This is a genomic window from Phenylobacterium sp. CCH9-H3, assembly GCF_001557235.1.
Classification (GTDB): domain Bacteria; phylum Pseudomonadota; class Alphaproteobacteria; order Caulobacterales; family Caulobacteraceae; genus Phenylobacterium.
The window spans coordinates 20,928-34,672 of sequence record NZ_LSJI01000024.1 but is presented as its reverse complement, the minus strand read 5'-3'; the positions used below and the strand labels follow the sequence as shown (position 1 = coordinate 34,672).

Genomic DNA, 13,745 nt, shown 5'->3' with positions numbered 1-13,745 from the left:
AGCGGCGGGAGGGGGACCGCGGGCCGAGGGCGGCGTAGCCGGCCGTAGAGCGCGTCGTGGAGGGGGCCAACCCCACGCACCGCGCCACGACCCCAGTCGACCCCAAAACAGACATTGCCGACCAATGTCCTACACCGCATGGTTCAACCTTCGCGTGCGGCTGCGCTGGAGAAGCCTATGGTACGTCCGCTCGAGCTTTGTCTCCTCCTCGCCACCCTAGCAAGCTGCAGTCCCCATCGACCGAATGGCCCGGTAACCTTCGCTGCGGCCGAGGATGCAGTGCAAGCTGTCTGCATTACGCCAACATCTCACCGCGAGATTGCCGAGACCGTTCGCAAGCTCAACTGGCCTATCCTCTCTCGCGACCAAATCCCGACCCAGGTAGTCGGCAACGACATGGTGACTTGGTCCGACGTCGCGTTGTCGCCAGACGGGAACATGATTGTCGCGGCTGGGCGACAGGGCGGAACATCCTATTGCCGGGTGTACCGTCGCCAGAAGGCCGAAGCACCACTAGCCGCAAGCTTCCAGCGCACTCCCGTGTTGGGCAGGCCCCTGGGAAGGCCGGACTTTCGCCAGCGCATCGATGGCAGCGAGGTGACGGGATGGCACAAGGGCGGGGCCGACTGGCGTGCAGTGCACGTTTGGGAGGCCGAGGCTACGAACTCCGGTGGGGTTGAGATGCCTGTAATGATTGAGGTCACTCGGACCGCGGCATGACAGCATGTCTCGTAGACGCCCGAGCGGAAACCCCAGGATGGCCTAGCGCCAGGGCTCCGTGCTTCAGGTTCGCAGGCCACCCTTCGCTGACGTTTGGGACAATCGCAGACGAGTGACGCCGCGAACGTCCGCTCCCGGCCGCGAGCCATGGACCGAAGTCGACCCGTTGCAGACGTTCCGGCATGCGATAGATTCGTCGCGGAGCAGCAGCGAGTGCGGATGGCCGAACCTTCCGATCAAATGTGGGGCGGTGGTCGGCTCGTCCTGGGTTTCATCCTAGCGCCTGTGGCACCCGCCGTGCTCGTGGGGCTGTGGATGGGTCATGCCTCAGCGGGTGAGGACCACACCGGCCTAGCGTTACCCTTCACCTTGGCCGCCCTTGTCCTCGGCGGGTATCTGCCAATGATGACTGTTGGTCTTCCTCTCTTCTACGCGACGCGAGGCCTGAAGATCGCCAGGAATCCTTTAGGGTTGGCTGCGGCCGGCGCGCTCGTCGCGATGCTTCCGACGCTGCTCATGGCGGCATGGGGCGCGGCCGCGGGCGAAGAAGATGGCTCCATGCTTTTGACGGCGAGCATCCCAGCGCTACTCGGCGCACTGGCAGGCGTGATGTTCTGGGCGATATCCTTCTGGTCGCCCAAAGGAGCGAAGGTCAGCTAGCCACCCTCCAGCGACATTCGGAACGTCCGCTCGCGGCGCACACCCGCGCGATCACCGCGCCGTCAGGGCCTTGATCGTGAAGTTGGAGGCCATGACGCATTGCGCCTGGCCGTTCGGGACACCCACCGTGGCCGGCTGCCCAGGGCCGGGGGCGAAGCGCCAGACTCCCTTGGGCGTGGTGATCACCAGGGTCTTGGGGCTGGTGAACTGGCAGACCGGGTAGACCTTCGTCCCCCACCCTGCGCCGTAGCGGAGCGCGCGGCACTCCATGTGGCCGAACTGGCGGGCGAAGCCGACACCTTCGTAGAACGTGCCCTTGGGCGCCTTCAGCCCCTGGGCGTCGAACTGGGCCTGCGTCAGGCTGGGGCATGGCGGGCCGTCGACCACCGCCTCGCTGGCCAGGAACAGCGCCGCCTCGCGCTTGCCCAGATAGCTCTGGGTGAGCAGCCAGCCGGGCAGGCCGACGGCGATCGCCGCGGCCACGCCGAACACCACCTTCTGCCCGGCCGTCAGCCGGCGCCGCCGCACGCGCTGCAAGGGTACGCTCCGCAGATCTCTACGAATTACATTCGTAATGCAGCGCGAGGCGCCACGCCAGCCCCGATCAGGCGGCGATCTTCTCGGCCGCCCTGGCCGCCTGCCCCGCGGGGTTGGTGAAGCGGAGCACCCCGTCGTCCAGCTTGGCGTAGCGCAGGTTCATCAGGTCCTTTGCGTAGTTCTGGTCCAGCCGCCACGGCGCCTTGTTGCCCTGCTTGGGGAACTTGGCCATGGCCCGCTGGACGTAGCCCGACGAGAAGTCCAGCCACGGCTCGAACTGGACCGTCGGATCGGTGTTGACGGGCGTCGCCTGCCGCAGGCCCGTCTTCCTCATGTGGTTCAGTAGGCGGCAGACGTATTCGCACGTCAGGTCGCACTTCAGCGTCCACGAGGCGTTGGTGTAGCCGAAGGCGGAGGCCATGTTCGGCACGCCCTCGTACATCATGCCCTTGTAGGACAGCGTCTGCGACGCATCGATCCGCTTCCCGTCGACGCTGACCTCGATGCCATTCCACACCTCTAGCACCAGGCCGGTGGCGCTGACGATCACGTCGGCCTCCAGTTCCTCGCCCGACTTCAGGCGGATGCCCGTCTCGGTGAAGGTCTCGATGTGATCGGTGACGACCGAGGCCCGGCCGCTCTTGATCTCGCGGAACATGTCGGCGTCCGGCACCAGGCAAAGGCGCTGGTCCCAGGGATTGTAGGTGGGCGTGAAGTGCTTATCGACGTCGAAGTCAGGGCCCAGCTGCTCGCGGACCATCTTCAGGATGTTGGCCTTCACGGCGGCCGGCTTCTCGCGGGCCATCTTGAAGAAGTACATGCCGAACAGGATGTTGCGCAGGCGGACGATGTCGTAGGCCAGCTTCCCCGGCAGCCACTTACGCAAGGTGTTGGCCATCTTGTCCTCGGCCGGGCGGCTGACGACGTAGGTGGGCGAACGCTGCAGCATTGTGACATGGCCGGCGGTCTTGGCCATCTCGGGCACCAGGGTCACGGCGGTGGCGCCGGACCCGATCACCACCACCTTCTTGCCGGAATAGTCCAGGTCCTGCGGCCACTTCTGCGGGTGGACCAGACGGCCCTTGAAGCGCTCGACGCCCGGGAAGTCGGGGGTGTAGCCGCCCTCGTAGGAATAGTAGCCGCCGCACAGGAACAGGAAGTTGCAGGTGAAGCGGGTCAGCTTGCCGGCCACCTCCGCCTCGACCGTCCAGGCGGCCGCCTCGGTGGACCAGCTCACGCGCTTGACCATGTGGCCGAAGCGGATGTGCCGGTCGATGCCGTTCTCGGCAGCCGTCTTGCGCACATAACCCAGGATCGAGGGCCCGTCGGCGATGGCCTTGGCCTCGGTCCACGGCTTGAAGGCATAGCCCAGGGTGTACATGTCGCTGTCCGAGCGGATGCCCGGATAGCGGAACAGGTCCCAGGTGCCGCCGATGGCGTCCCGCCCCTCGAGGATCACGTAGCTGCGGTCCGGGCAGGCAGTCTTCAGGTGATAGCCTGCGCCCACGCCGGAAAGCCCGGCCCCCACGATCACCACGTCGAAATGCTCGGTCGTCATTGCGATTTCCGCCCCCTCGTCTTTGCGGGCAGGATAACTGATCGACGTTCACATACCAGCCGTAATCGTGACGCAGGGTCAGCCCAGGGCCGCCAGGGCGTCGTGGTCGGCGATGTGGTCGCAGGCGCCGCCCAGCATCTGCATGAACATGTCGTCCCCGCGCGGGGTCCGGACCACCACCATCGAGGCGAAGAAGGCGGTCAGGAAAAGCTGGAAGGCGCCCACGCCGTAGTCGCGGCGCAGGTCGTCCATGGAATAGCCCCCTACCCCCAGGCGGATCAGCTCGCGGTGGTAGAGACCCAGGAGTTCGTCCTCGTGGGCCCAGCGGATCTCGGGCGGCAGGGCGCCGGCGAGGAAGTAGGCCACATCGGTCGCGCCGACCGCATAGGTGAAGGACTGCCAGTCCAGCACCGTCACCGGATACCCCCCGGCCGGCGTGCCGAACATCATGTTGTCCGGCCGGAAGTCGTGGTGCGCCAGGGTGCGGGGCCCCGGCGTGCGCTCGCTGAACGCGCCCCACCGGCTAGTCAACGCCTCGCCGACCTCGATCCAGTGCGGCTGGAGACGTTCGGCGTAGCGCGCCCGGAACCCCTGCCACAGGCCACTGACCAACTCGGGCGTCACCGCGCTGGCGGGCGCGGCCTTGGAGCCCTGCACCCACGGCAGGTCGTCCAGGCTCTCGTCGTTCCAGAACGACGCGTGCAGGCGGGCCGCCTGCTCCACCACCAGCCTGGCCTGGTCGAGGGTGACGCCCTGGAGCTGGTCGCCCTGCTCGGCCGGCGCCAGGTCCTCCATCATCAGCACGAACTCGCCGCCGGTCTCGTCGGTGTCGGCGAACCAGCAGCGGGGGGTCTGGACCAGGGCCTTGGGCGCCAGCTGCTGGTAGAAGCGCACCTCGCGCAGGTAGTTACCCAGCATGATCCCGGCGCCGCGGCTGGTCTCGTCGGGCGAGGGAAACTTGCCCACCAGCGAGGCCGGCGCCCCCTCGCCTTCCCGCCCGTAACGCAGCCGGAAGCGGACGCTTTCGCCGATCTGGCCCGTGCCGACGTTCTTCGCCTCGAACCCCGAGACGACGGCGTCCACCCCGGCGTTCTGCAGGACCGCGGTCAGCCAGGCGGCGTCGATGGCGCCTGGGCGGCGGATGTCGGGCCTCACGAGGGTGGCGGTCATGCGGGCATCTGGTGGACATAGACCTCGTTCAGGGCGATCCGGTCGCCATCCAGGATGACCAGATCGAAGCCGCGCAGCCGGCCGCCCGATCCCCCCGGCCCGATCTCGCAGTGCCAGCGACCGCAGAAGCCACCCGGAATCGGCCAGGTCTCGTCGGGCGTGTAGGTCATCGGCGGCGTGGCGGCGAAGAGGCCGGTGAGATAGGCCCGCAGCGCCGCATTGCCGGTCAGGCCGCCGGCGGTCTGCGGGTCGCGGTAGACGCAATCCTCGGCGTAGAAGCCGCAGAGGCCGTCCACGTCCTTGGCGGTCCAGGCCGCGAGCCAGCGGGCGTTGTAGTCGGCGATGTCCATGGTCAGGCTCCCAGCACCCGCTCGCGGTGCGCGTCGGTGAAGGTCTCCGGCGGCGCCAGTTCAGGGCCTGCCATCACAGCGATGGAATGCAGGCGAAGAGTGGGGTCCACGGCGCCCCGCTCGTGATAGCTGCGCCGGCGCGCCGCGGCCTCGGGTCCGAACTCCATGTCCAGCGCGGCCTGCAGCCGGGCGGCGATCCGCAGTCGCCGCATCCGCTCGGCCCGTTCTTCGGCATAGGGTTCCAGCGCCGGCTCGGACCAGTCGTCGGAAGCCTTCAGGATCTCGCTGACCAGGCGCACGTCCCGGTAGGTGATGGACAGGCCCAGCCCGACGATGGGGTCGTTCCATCCGGCCGCGTCCCCCACGAGGACCACGCCCCGGGCGAACGGCTTGTCGGTCCAGGCGTCGGCGTTGATGTAGCTGTAGAGCGGCCCGGCCGGCCGCCCGGCGGCGATGTGCCGGTTGGCGGGGCTGCACTTCATGGCGAAGGCGTCCAGGAACCGCCGCGGCCCATCCGGCCCCTTGAACCGCTTGGCCTCGTCCAGGGCGTAGCCGCCATAGACCCGCACCCGTCCGCCGCCTTGCGGAAACGCCAGGAAGCCGAAGTCACCCTCCGTGCCGATGGCCTGCAGGTCGGCCGGCCACTCCTCGACGCCCTCGACCAGCAGCCCGGCGAACCAGTGATGCGGCGGGTCCTGATGCAGGACGATGCCCGCGGCCTCCCGGACCTGGGAGGTCCGGCCGTCCGCCCCGACCACCAGGCGGGCCGCGGCGGTTCGCGTCTCGCCGCCGACCTCGTAGGTCACACGCGGCTCCGCGCCCGCCCGCACCTCGATCACCCGCACGCCGCGCAGGGTTTCGGCCCCGGCCGCGGCGGCGGCGTCGAACAGCGTCTGGCAATGGTGCGGATGGCCCAGGCACAGGGGCCCCGGCACGCCCTCGCGGAACAGTCCCAGCGGCGTGGGCGCCGCCTCGGCGATCGCCGGGTCGACGTGCTCATCGTAGGTGACGTGGCGGGTGATGTGGTGGCCGCCGGCGTCCCGCAACAGGTCGTAGAGGCCCAGGCGCTTCACCTCATCGACGCCCCAGGGCGCGATCCACTCGCCGCGGACTCGGTCCTCGTAGACTTCGGACTGCTCCAGCAGCAGAACCGAGCGCCCAGCCCGCGCCATCACGGTCGCCAGCGCCGATCCGCCGATGCCGCCGCCCACGACGACCAGATCGTAGCTTGCCATGCGTCCACCCTTCGCGCGCCGTCTGACGCGGCGCCGAACGGACAGGATCACGCCGGACGCGGCGTCATCCAAGCCCCGTTGGGCGCGGAAGGGGATGCCGGATTGTCAGGAAGAAGTGGCGGTGACGGAGGGATTCGAACCCTCGATACCCTTTCGAGTATGACGATTTAGCAAACCGTTGCCTTCAGCCACTCGGCCACGTCACCGGCTCGCAGGCGCCGTGGCGCCCGCGGGAGGGCGGTTCTTAGCGGACGATGGCCGCTCTGCCTAGCCGGTCGCGGCCGCCAAAATCGCGTGGCGGCCAGACCGGACTTCAGCTCAGCCCTGGGCCAGCCACTGGCGGGCCTGGCGCTGGGCCTCGGCGACGTCTTCCGAGGCCATCTCGTGGGCGATCTCCTTGCGGTAGACCTTGGCCTCGATCGAGCCGCGCATGGCGGCCAGGTTGAACAGCATGTGCGCCGAGACGTAGTCGAGCGGCGCGCCGCCCTGGCCCGTGGAATACAGCAGGCCCATACGGAACAACTCGTCGCCCGTCGCGTCCGGAGTCGGCAGCGGCAGGGCGTCGGACTTCATGTCGATGCTCGCCAGCATGGTTTCTATCCTCGTCGAACCGGCGGCCTCGATTTTCGAGCCCCTGACCGATCCACAGGCGGAAGAAAACCAAGCTTGCGCTGAACACATGGTTAAGGCCGCCGTTGTGGAATCGTCAGGATTCGCCCCTGGGACATTCGACCGCACCCCTTCGACCTGGAGTGGCGCCGGCGTGCGTCCCACGCGTTCCGTCTTTCGGGGGGCGGGCGATACGGCGTAGATGTCGCAGCCAACGTCGTTCTGATCGGGCGACGGCGTTCAGGGAGAGTTCAGCCAGTTCCCGCCATGCTCGATGCCAAGATGAAGCGTCTGATCCTCCTGATGGCGGCGGCGGCCAGCGTGGCGGCGGCCATGCCCCTGGCGGCGCCCGCCCTCGCCCGCGACGGCGACCAGGGCCGGCGCGCCGAGCGACAGGAGAGCCGTGGGCGCGGCCCAGAGCGCGGCTATGAGCGGCGCGGCGGAGGACAGGAGCGCCGCGAGCGGGGCGACCGCGGCCGCGACCGCCCGCGCTACGACGACGACCGCCCCCGCTACGTGGACGAGCGTCCGCGCTACGAGGAGCGGCGGCGCGACGACGACCGCGGACGTCCCGACTACATGCAGGGGCCGCGGCCCAACTACATGCGTCCGGCGCCGGGCGTGCGGCGCGGCTACGTGCCCGACGGCTATCGCGGCGACGTGGTGGGCGACTACCGGCGCTATCGCCTGCGGCCCCCGCCCCAGGGCTATGCCTGGGTCCGGATGGGCAACGGCTTCGCCCTGGTCGAGATGGGCAGCGGCCGGATCTTCGACCGGGTGGACTGACGCCTAGGCTTCCAGCTTGCTCTTCAGAAGCTGGTTGATCACGCCCGGGTTGGCCTTGCCGCCGGTGGCCTTCATCACCTGGCCCACGAACCAGCCGATCGCCTGGGGCTTTTCCTTCACCTGGGCGGCCTGGCCGGGGTTGGCGGCGATCAGGTCGTCGATGATCTTTTCCAGCTCGCCGGTGTCGCTGACCTGCTTCAGGCCCTGCTTCTCGACGATCTCCGCAGGACTGCCCTCGCCCGCCCACATGCGCTCGAAGACGTCCTTGGCGATCTTGGACGAGATCACCCCCTCCTCGATCAGCTGGACGAGCTCAGCGACGGCCGCGGGCTTGATCGGCGAGTCGGCGATGTCGAGGCCGCCGGCGGTCAGGCGGGCGGCCAGGTCGTTGGTCACCCAGTTGGCCACCAGCTTGGCGTCGCGGCCCTTGGCCGCCGCCTCGTAGAAGTCGGCGCGGGCCTGGTCGATGATCAGGACGCCCGCGTCATAGGCCGACAGCCCGTACTGCGACTGCAGCCGGGCCTTCTTGGCGTCGGGCAGTTCGGGCAGGCCCTCTTCGATCCGCTTGATCCACGCCGGATCCAGCGTCAGCGGCAAGAGGTCGGGGTCGGGGAAGTAGCGGTAGTCGTGCGCCTCTTCCTTCGAGCGCATGGAGCGCGTCTCGCCCTTCACCGTGTCGAACAGGCGGGTCTCCTGGTCGATCTTGCCGCCATCCTCCAGGATCTCGATCTGGCGTCGGGCCTCGTACTCGATCGCCTGCTGGATGAAGCGGAACGAGTTGACGTTCTTGATCTCGCAGCGGGTGCCCAGGTGGCTGAAATCGCCGGTCTCACGGTACTTCTCGTAGGCGCCGGGGCGGCAGACCGAGACGTTCACGTCGGCGCGCAGATTGCCCTTCTCCATGTCGCCGTCGCAGGTCCCGAGATAGATCAGGATCGTCCGCAGCTTCTTCACATAGGCCGCGGCCTCTTCCGAGGTGCGCATGTCGGGCCGGGAGACGATCTCCATCAGGGCCGTGCCGGCGCGGTTCAGGTCCACGCAGGTGGCGTTCGGCTCCTGGTCGTGCAGCAGCTTGCCGGCGTCCTGCTCCAGGTGCAGCCGCTCGATCCGCACCGTGAAGGTGGAGCCGTCGTCGCGCTCGACGGTGACCTCGCCCTCGCCCACGACGGGGTCCTTGAACTGGCTGATCTGATAGCCCTGGGGCAGATCGGGATAGAAATAGTTCTTCCGGTCGAAGCGCGACCATTGGTTGATCTTGGCCTTCAGCCCCAGGCCCGTCTTGATCGCCTGCTCCACGCAGTGGCGGTTGATGACGGGCAGCATGCCGGGCATGGCGGCGTCCACCAGGCTGACCTGGACGTTGGGCGCGGCCCCCGCGCCGACGGCGGCGCCCGAGAACAGCTTGGCGTTGGACGACACCTGGGCGTGCACCTCGAGGCCGAGGACGATCTCCCAGGGGCCGGTGCGGCCCTGGATCTGCTTGGCGTTGGTCGCGTCGTTCATGCCCGCGTACTAGCGCCGCCCGGGCCGGACGGGAAGCGCGTGCAGATGCCCTCTTGCGCAAATGCCCGGAAATAGACTCAAAGTTCCACGCGTCTTAACGGCGCTTAGACCGGGGAAAAGGAACACCCAAATGAAGACTCTCGCTTTCGCCGCCGCGCTCGCCGTGGCCGCGGTCGCCGCGCCGGCCCTGGCGCAGGACCACAAGGACCACGCCGCCGCCGCGCCCGCCGCGGGCAAGCTCTCGGTCGAATCCACGCCGATCGGCGACATCATCAAGAACGAGAAGGCCAAGGCCGCCCTCGAAGCCGCCCTGCCGGAAATCCCGCAGTTCTACGACCAGATCGCCACCATGACGCTGGCCCAGGTCGCGCCGATGAGCCAGGGCGCCCTGGACGACGCCAAGCTGAAGGCCATCCAGGCCGAGTTCGACAAGATCCAATAGGATCCTGAAATTGCTCCCCCCGTCGGGGGAGCTGTCAGCAAAGCTGACTGAGGGGGTCCGCCCGATCGCGGAGGACCCCCTCCGTCTCGCCGCCACGCGGCGAGCCACCTCCCCCGAAGGCGAGGAACGATCTCACCACCACTTCGCCGGCTTGGCGCGGAAGTCCGCGGCCTTCTCGATCGCCGAGCCCAGCGAGAACAGCGTGCCCTCGTCCAGGTTGCGGCCGATGAGCTGCAGCCCCAGCGGCAGGCCATTGGCGTCGACGCCCGCGGGCACGCTCATGCCCGGCAGGCCGGCCAGGTTCACCGTCACCGTGAAGATGTCGTTCAGGTACATGGCGACCGGATCGTCCGACTTGTCGCCGAGGGCGAAGGCGGCGGACGGCGCGGTGGGCGTCAGCAGAGCGTCGACCTTCTGCCAGGCCTGGTCGAAGTCGTCGGCGATGCGCCGGCGCACCTTCAGCGCCTTGAGGTAATAGGCGTCGTAGTAGCCGGCCGACAGCACATAGGTGCCGATCAGGATCCGGCGCTTCACCTCGGCGCCGAAGCCCTCGGCGCGGGTCTGCTCGTAGGTCTCGGTCAGGTTGGCGCCGTCGACGCGCAGGCCGTAGCGCATGCCGTCGTAGCGGGCGAGGTTCGACGAGGCCTCGGCGGGGGCGATGATGTAGTAGGCCGGCAGCGCGTACTTGGTGTGCGGCAGGCTGACTTCCACGATCTCGCAGCCGGCCTCCTTCAGCCAGGCGATCCCCTGCTCCCACAGCTTCTCGATCTCGGGCGGCATGCCGTCGACGCGGTATTCCTTGGGGATCCCGACCCGCAGGCCCTTCACCGACTTGCCGCAGAAGTTCGGGAAATCAGGGACTTCGGCGTCGATGCTGGTGGAGTCCTTAGCATCGTGGCCGGACATGGACTTCAGCAGGATGGCGCTGTCCTCGACGGTCCGCGCCATCGGGCCGGCCTGGTCCAGGGACGAGGCGAAGGCCACGATGCCCCAGCGCGAGCAACGGCCGTAGGTCGGCTTGATCCCGACCGTGCCCGTGAAGGCCGCGGGCTGGCGGATCGACCCGCCGGTGTCCGTCGCCGTGGCGCCCAGGCAGAGCTCCGCCGCCACCGCCGCGGCCGAGCCGCCCGACGAGCCGCCCGGGGTCAGGTCGGCGTTGCCGCCCTGCGCGCGCCAGGGATTCACCACCGGGCCCCAGGCGGAGGTCTCGTTGGACGAGCCCATGGCGAACTCGTCCATGTTGAGCTTGCCCAGCATGACGGCGCCATCGCGCCACAGGTTGGAGGTGACCGTGCTCTCGTAGACGGGCTTGAAGCCGCGCAGGATCTTCGAGGCGGCGGTGGACTCCACGCCCTCGGTGCAGAACAGGTCCTTGATGCCGAGCGGCGCGCCGTCCAGCGGCCCCGCCTCGCCCTTGGCCCGGCGGGCGTCGGAGGCCCTGGCCATCTCGAGCGCCTTGTCCGGCGTGTTCACGACGAAGGCGTTCAGCGCGCTGGCCGCCTCGATGGCGCCCAGGTGCGCGTTGGTGATCTCTTCCGACGAGAAGGTCTTGGCGGCCAGCCCGTCGAGGGCGGCCTTCAGGGTGAGCCCGGTGAGGTCCGACATGGCTATTCCACAACCTTGGGCACGATGAAGAAGTCGCGGGCGGTCTTCGGGGCGTTGGCCAGCACCTTGGCCGGATCGCCGCCGTCGGTGACGACGTCATCGCGCATGGGCAGGCTCATGGCCACCGAGGTGGTCATCGGCTCGACGCCGTCGGTGTCGACTTCGTTCAGCTGCTCGATCCAGTTCATGATGCCGGAGAGCTCCTTGGCGAGCGGCTCCAGCTTCTCTTCCGGCTCGGCGATGCGCGCCAGCCTCGCAACCTTGCGCACGGTCGCGGCGTCGATGGCCATGGGGCCCTCCTAAGTCAGAGGGCGTGGGTTAGCCGCGGCGGGGGCGCCTTTGCAAGCGATCCCCGCCGCCGGCTTGCGTTTAGGCCGCGGTGCGCGCGGTTCCGGCCGCCTGGCCGGTGGCCAGCCAGTGGGCGCAGTCCGGCCCCAGCTCGGCCAGGGCGCGGGCCTCGTAGGCCGCGCAGTCCTCGGCGGTCAGCACGTCGCGCCAGCGGCCGTTGACGCCCTTGTTGATGAAGGTCTGCGCGCCGCCGTCGAAGATCGCGCCGCCCATGGGAGCTACGTTCTGGGCGTTCTGCTTCATGTACTCGAACGAGCAGTGCTCCAGGATCGCCGGCCACCGGTCCTCGGGGATGTCGCACTCCAGGAAGTCGGCGATCGCCCGCATCTCGGACTCGGGATCGGATTTCAGGGAGTTGAAATGGACCAGCCGCACGTTGGGCAGGTCGCGGGCCGCCCACCAGGTCGCGATGTTCTCCCAGTAGGACCAGAACGGCTGCCCGTCGTTCTCCAGCCAGTGCAGGAAGTAGCGGCGGATGTCGGGATCGGGCCGGCCGATCGGCGGGCCGACCCGGCCGGGCGTCTCGTTCAGCAGCTCGTACCAAAGGTCGTTGGCGTTGGCGTGGTGGTTGTAGAGGCTCCACAGCACATCGCGGCCGTCGCGGGCCACGTACAGGTAGCGGGCCTTGGGCGAGAACGTCAGGGCGTCCAGCGGCAGGTGGGTCTTGACGATCCGGCGGTGCGTCTGGGCCTCGAGCTGCGCCAGCGTATCCGGCGGCATGATCCTGAGGTCCAGCCAGGGCGAAATGTCGCTGATGGGTACGTCAGGCGCGCCGGCGAAGACCAGCTGGCCGACGATCTGCTGGGTCCAGGTGGTGCCGGACTTCGCATAGGTGGCCACGATGACGTCGTCGTCGCGGAAGGCGAAGCGGTCCCAGATGGTGGAATCCATGTGGTGGTTGTGCAGGTCGCGGGTCTTAGTCGGCCAGATCGGGTGACGGTTCACCACGGCGTTCTCCTTCGTCATTCGGGAGACCGCTGATACGCCGACGCGTCGAAGCGCCACAATGCGCGAGTTTGCAGCGCCGGTACGCGAAAACGCCGAGGGGGAAGCTGCATCCGGGTTTCGTGCTAGGACGCGCGACATGGCCGTTGTCGATCTGCTGGACCTCCCCGCCCTCCTGCCCCGCTACGCGGCCGTCGTGGGCCTCGACCTGGGCGAGAAGACCATCGGTGTCGCGGTCTCGGACGCCGGTCGCTCGATCGCCAGCCCCCTGCAGCTCATCCGCAAGACCAAGTTCACGGACGATGCGAACGCCCTGTTCAAGCTGATGGAGAGCCGCGAGGCCCAGGCCATCGTCATCGGCCTGCCGGTGAACATGGACGGGACCGAGGGCGCGCGGGCCCAGTCCTGCCGCGCCTTCGCCCGCAACATCCTGCGCCTCAAGGACCTGCCCATCGCCTTCTGGGACGAGCGGATGAGCTCGATGGCGGTGAACCGCATGCTGATCGACGAGGCGGACACCACCCGCGCCCGCCGCGCCGAGGTGGTCGACAAGGCCGCCGCCGCCTGGATCCTCCAGGGGGCGCTGGACAGGTTGCGGAACGCCGCCTGACCCACACAGCTCCTCCCCCGCGACGCGGGGGAGGTGGATCGCCGCGTGAGCGGCGAGACGGTGGGGGCGCGATCAGAGCCCGCCGGCGAAAAGGTCCGGCTTGCCGATCTGGACGCCCTTGTGGCGCAGGATCCCGTAGGCCGTGGAGAGGTGGAAATAGAAGTTGGTCGTGGCGAAACCGGAGAGCCACTGGCCGGCCGGAAGCGTCGGCTCGAACTGGCCGAGGTTGAACGTGATCGGAACCTGGTCCCGCCCTTCGAACTGCTCGGCCTTCAGGCCGGCGAGATAGGCCTTGGCGTCGGCGATGGCGGCCTTGTAGCCCGCCAGGTCCAGGCCCTCCGCCACGTCCGCCGGGACCGGCAACCCGGCCACGCGCGCCGGCCACTGGCGGCCGATGTTGAGCACCACATTGGCCTGGAAGCGCAGCGGGTGCATGTCGTCGACCAGGCGCCAGTCCAGCATGTCAGCCTCGGACACGCCCTTGGACGCGGCGAAGGCGGCGCCCTTGTTGAGCAGGTTGTCGAGCGTGCCAAGGCCCTTGGAATAGAGCTCGACGAAGGTGAACAGGCAGACGGTCATCGGTTTCCCCCGGAAATGGTTGGCCTGGATGTAGGGGCCGGCGGCGCAGCTTCGCAACGGCGCAGGCTGAGGAAGTTGGGGATCGGGC

The 13,745-nt window shown here is 68.5% G+C and carries 15 protein-coding genes and 1 tRNA gene; 4 read left to right on the top strand and 12 right to left on the bottom strand.

The window, feature by feature from the left end; all coding sequences use genetic code 11:
- Nucleotides 1-939 precede the first annotated feature (939 nt).
- Nucleotides 940-1,380, top strand: a complete 441-nt coding sequence (locus AX721_RS01790; protein ID WP_068874211.1) for a hypothetical protein — start codon at nucleotides 940-942, stop codon at nucleotides 1,378-1,380.
- Nucleotides 1,381-1,431: 51 nt separating this feature from the next.
- On the opposite strand, the gene AX721_RS01785 is transcribed toward AX721_RS01790, so the two are convergent.
- The 7 genes from AX721_RS01785 to AX721_RS01755 all read right to left on the bottom strand — a co-directional run bounded on the left by AX721_RS01785 (nucleotide 1,432) and on the right by AX721_RS01755 (nucleotide 6,821).
- Nucleotides 1,432-1,917 (bottom strand): hypothetical protein, encoded by a 486-nt coding sequence (locus AX721_RS01785; protein WP_068874210.1) that lies wholly within the window; start codon nucleotides 1,915-1,917, stop codon nucleotides 1,432-1,434.
- 67 nt (nucleotides 1,918-1,984) lie between these two features.
- Complete coding sequence (locus AX721_RS01780; RefSeq protein ID WP_068874209.1) at nucleotides 1,985-3,475, bottom strand: NAD(P)/FAD-dependent oxidoreductase; 1,491 nt, start codon at nucleotides 3,473-3,475, stop codon at nucleotides 1,985-1,987.
- A 78-nt stretch (nucleotides 3,476-3,553) separates the two neighbouring features.
- A complete protein-coding gene (locus AX721_RS01775; RefSeq protein ID WP_068874208.1) occupies nucleotides 3,554-4,645 on the bottom strand; it encodes a phosphotransferase in 1,092 nt (363 codons plus the stop codon).
- The gene (locus AX721_RS01770) at nucleotides 4,642-4,995 is read right to left on the bottom strand and encodes a nuclear transport factor 2 family protein (protein WP_068874207.1); all 354 of its coding nucleotides are present in this window, start codon (nucleotides 4,993-4,995) and stop codon (nucleotides 4,642-4,644) included. The genes AX721_RS01775 and AX721_RS01770 overlap by 4 nt, the downstream gene beginning before the upstream one ends.
- Nucleotides 4,996-4,997: 2 nt before the next feature.
- Nucleotides 4,998-6,230 (bottom strand): NAD(P)/FAD-dependent oxidoreductase, encoded by a 1,233-nt coding sequence (locus AX721_RS01765; RefSeq protein WP_068874206.1) that lies wholly within the window; start codon nucleotides 6,228-6,230, stop codon nucleotides 4,998-5,000.
- A gap of 116 nt (nucleotides 6,231-6,346) precedes the next feature.
- Nucleotides 6,347-6,436, bottom strand: a tRNA-Ser gene (locus tag AX721_RS01760).
- A gap of 112 nt (nucleotides 6,437-6,548) precedes the next feature.
- Nucleotides 6,549-6,821: a sel1 repeat family protein gene (locus AX721_RS01755; RefSeq protein ID WP_068874205.1), complete on the bottom strand. Its 273-nt coding sequence runs from the start codon at nucleotides 6,819-6,821 to the stop codon at nucleotides 6,549-6,551.
- A gap of 300 nt (nucleotides 6,822-7,121) precedes the next feature.
- On the opposite strand from AX721_RS01755, the gene AX721_RS01750 reads away from it, so the two are divergent.
- Nucleotides 7,122-7,625 carry an RcnB family protein gene (locus AX721_RS01750; RefSeq protein WP_156466956.1) on the top strand — a complete coding sequence of 168 codons (504 nt, stop codon included), beginning with the start codon at nucleotides 7,122-7,124 and terminating at the stop codon, nucleotides 7,623-7,625.
- Nucleotides 7,626-7,628: 3 nt separating this feature from the next.
- Here AX721_RS01750 and gatB read toward each other — a convergent pair whose 3' ends face one another.
- On the bottom strand, nucleotides 7,629-9,128 hold the full coding sequence (gatB, locus tag AX721_RS01745) for an Asp-tRNA(Asn)/Glu-tRNA(Gln) amidotransferase subunit GatB (protein WP_068874203.1): 1,500 nt from the start codon (nucleotides 9,126-9,128) through the stop codon (nucleotides 7,629-7,631).
- A gap of 130 nt (nucleotides 9,129-9,258) precedes the next feature.
- Here gatB and AX721_RS01740 point away from each other — a divergent pair, with 130 nt between their 5' ends.
- Complete coding sequence (locus tag AX721_RS01740; RefSeq protein WP_068874202.1) at nucleotides 9,259-9,570, top strand: hypothetical protein; 312 nt, start codon at nucleotides 9,259-9,261, stop codon at nucleotides 9,568-9,570.
- A 132-nt stretch (nucleotides 9,571-9,702) separates the two neighbouring features.
- Here the strand turns inward: AX721_RS01740 and gatA are convergent, their stop codons facing one another.
- The 3 genes from gatA to AX721_RS01725 form a co-directional block, all read right to left on the bottom strand.
- Nucleotides 9,703-11,175: an Asp-tRNA(Asn)/Glu-tRNA(Gln) amidotransferase subunit GatA gene (gene gatA, locus AX721_RS01735; RefSeq protein ID WP_068874201.1), complete on the bottom strand. Its 1,473-nt coding sequence runs from the start codon at nucleotides 11,173-11,175 to the stop codon at nucleotides 9,703-9,705.
- Between the two features lie 2 nt (nucleotides 11,176-11,177).
- Nucleotides 11,178-11,465, bottom strand: a complete 288-nt coding sequence (gene gatC / locus AX721_RS01730) for an Asp-tRNA(Asn)/Glu-tRNA(Gln) amidotransferase subunit GatC (protein WP_068874200.1) — start codon at nucleotides 11,463-11,465, stop codon at nucleotides 11,178-11,180.
- Nucleotides 11,466-11,544: 79 nt separating this feature from the next.
- Complete coding sequence (locus AX721_RS01725) at nucleotides 11,545-12,489, bottom strand: sulfotransferase domain-containing protein (protein WP_197422432.1); 945 nt, start codon at nucleotides 12,487-12,489, stop codon at nucleotides 11,545-11,547.
- A 118-nt stretch (nucleotides 12,490-12,607) separates the two neighbouring features.
- Here AX721_RS01725 and ruvX point away from each other — a divergent pair, with 118 nt between their 5' ends.
- Nucleotides 12,608-13,078, top strand: coding sequence for a Holliday junction resolvase RuvX (ruvX, locus tag AX721_RS01720; RefSeq protein WP_068874199.1), 471 nt, complete (start codon nucleotides 12,608-12,610; stop codon nucleotides 13,076-13,078).
- A 72-nt stretch (nucleotides 13,079-13,150) separates the two neighbouring features.
- Here the strand turns inward: ruvX and AX721_RS01715 are convergent, their stop codons facing one another.
- Nucleotides 13,151-13,657: a DUF1993 domain-containing protein gene (locus tag AX721_RS01715; protein WP_068874198.1), complete on the bottom strand. Its 507-nt coding sequence runs from the start codon at nucleotides 13,655-13,657 to the stop codon at nucleotides 13,151-13,153.
- Between the last annotated feature and the right edge of the window lie 88 nt (nucleotides 13,658-13,745).

What these genes read in the sequence shown, in the direction of transcription:
- AX721_RS01780 (WP_068874209.1), bottom strand. Translation starts at nt 3,475, where the DNA reads ATGACGACCGAGCATTTCGACGTGGTGATCGTGGGGGCCGGGCTTTCC.
- AX721_RS01755 (WP_068874205.1), bottom strand. Translation starts at nt 6,821, where the DNA reads ATGCTGGCGAGCATCGACATGAAGTCCGACGCCCTGCCGCTGCCGACT.
- AX721_RS01770 (WP_068874207.1), bottom strand. Translation starts at nt 4,995, where the DNA reads ATGGACATCGCCGACTACAACGCCCGCTGGCTCGCGGCCTGGACCGCC.
- ruvX (WP_068874199.1), top strand. Translation starts at nt 12,608, where the DNA reads ATGGCCGTTGTCGATCTGCTGGACCTCCCCGCCCTCCTGCCCCGCTAC.
- AX721_RS01740 (WP_068874202.1), top strand. Translation starts at nt 9,259, where the DNA reads ATGAAGACTCTCGCTTTCGCCGCCGCGCTCGCCGTGGCCGCGGTCGCC.
- AX721_RS01715 (WP_068874198.1), bottom strand. Translation starts at nt 13,657, where the DNA reads ATGACCGTCTGCCTGTTCACCTTCGTCGAGCTCTATTCCAAGGGCCTT.
- gatC (WP_068874200.1), bottom strand. Translation starts at nt 11,465, where the DNA reads ATGGCCATCGACGCCGCGACCGTGCGCAAGGTTGCGAGGCTGGCGCGC.
- AX721_RS01790 (WP_068874211.1), top strand. Translation starts at nt 940, where the DNA reads ATGGCCGAACCTTCCGATCAAATGTGGGGCGGTGGTCGGCTCGTCCTG.
- AX721_RS01725 (WP_197422432.1), bottom strand. Translation starts at nt 12,489, where the DNA reads ATGACGAAGGAGAACGCCGTGGTGAACCGTCACCCGATCTGGCCGACT.
- AX721_RS01750 (WP_156466956.1), top strand. Translation starts at nt 7,122, where the DNA reads ATGAAGCGTCTGATCCTCCTGATGGCGGCGGCGGCCAGCGTGGCGGCG.
- gatA (WP_068874201.1), bottom strand. Translation starts at nt 11,175, where the DNA reads ATGTCGGACCTCACCGGGCTCACCCTGAAGGCCGCCCTCGACGGGCTG.
- AX721_RS01765 (WP_068874206.1), bottom strand. Translation starts at nt 6,230, where the DNA reads ATGGCAAGCTACGATCTGGTCGTCGTGGGCGGCGGCATCGGCGGATCG.
- gatB (WP_068874203.1), bottom strand. Translation starts at nt 9,128, where the DNA reads ATGAACGACGCGACCAACGCCAAGCAGATCCAGGGCCGCACCGGCCCC.
- AX721_RS01775 (WP_068874208.1), bottom strand. Translation starts at nt 4,645, where the DNA reads ATGACCGCCACCCTCGTGAGGCCCGACATCCGCCGCCCAGGCGCCATC.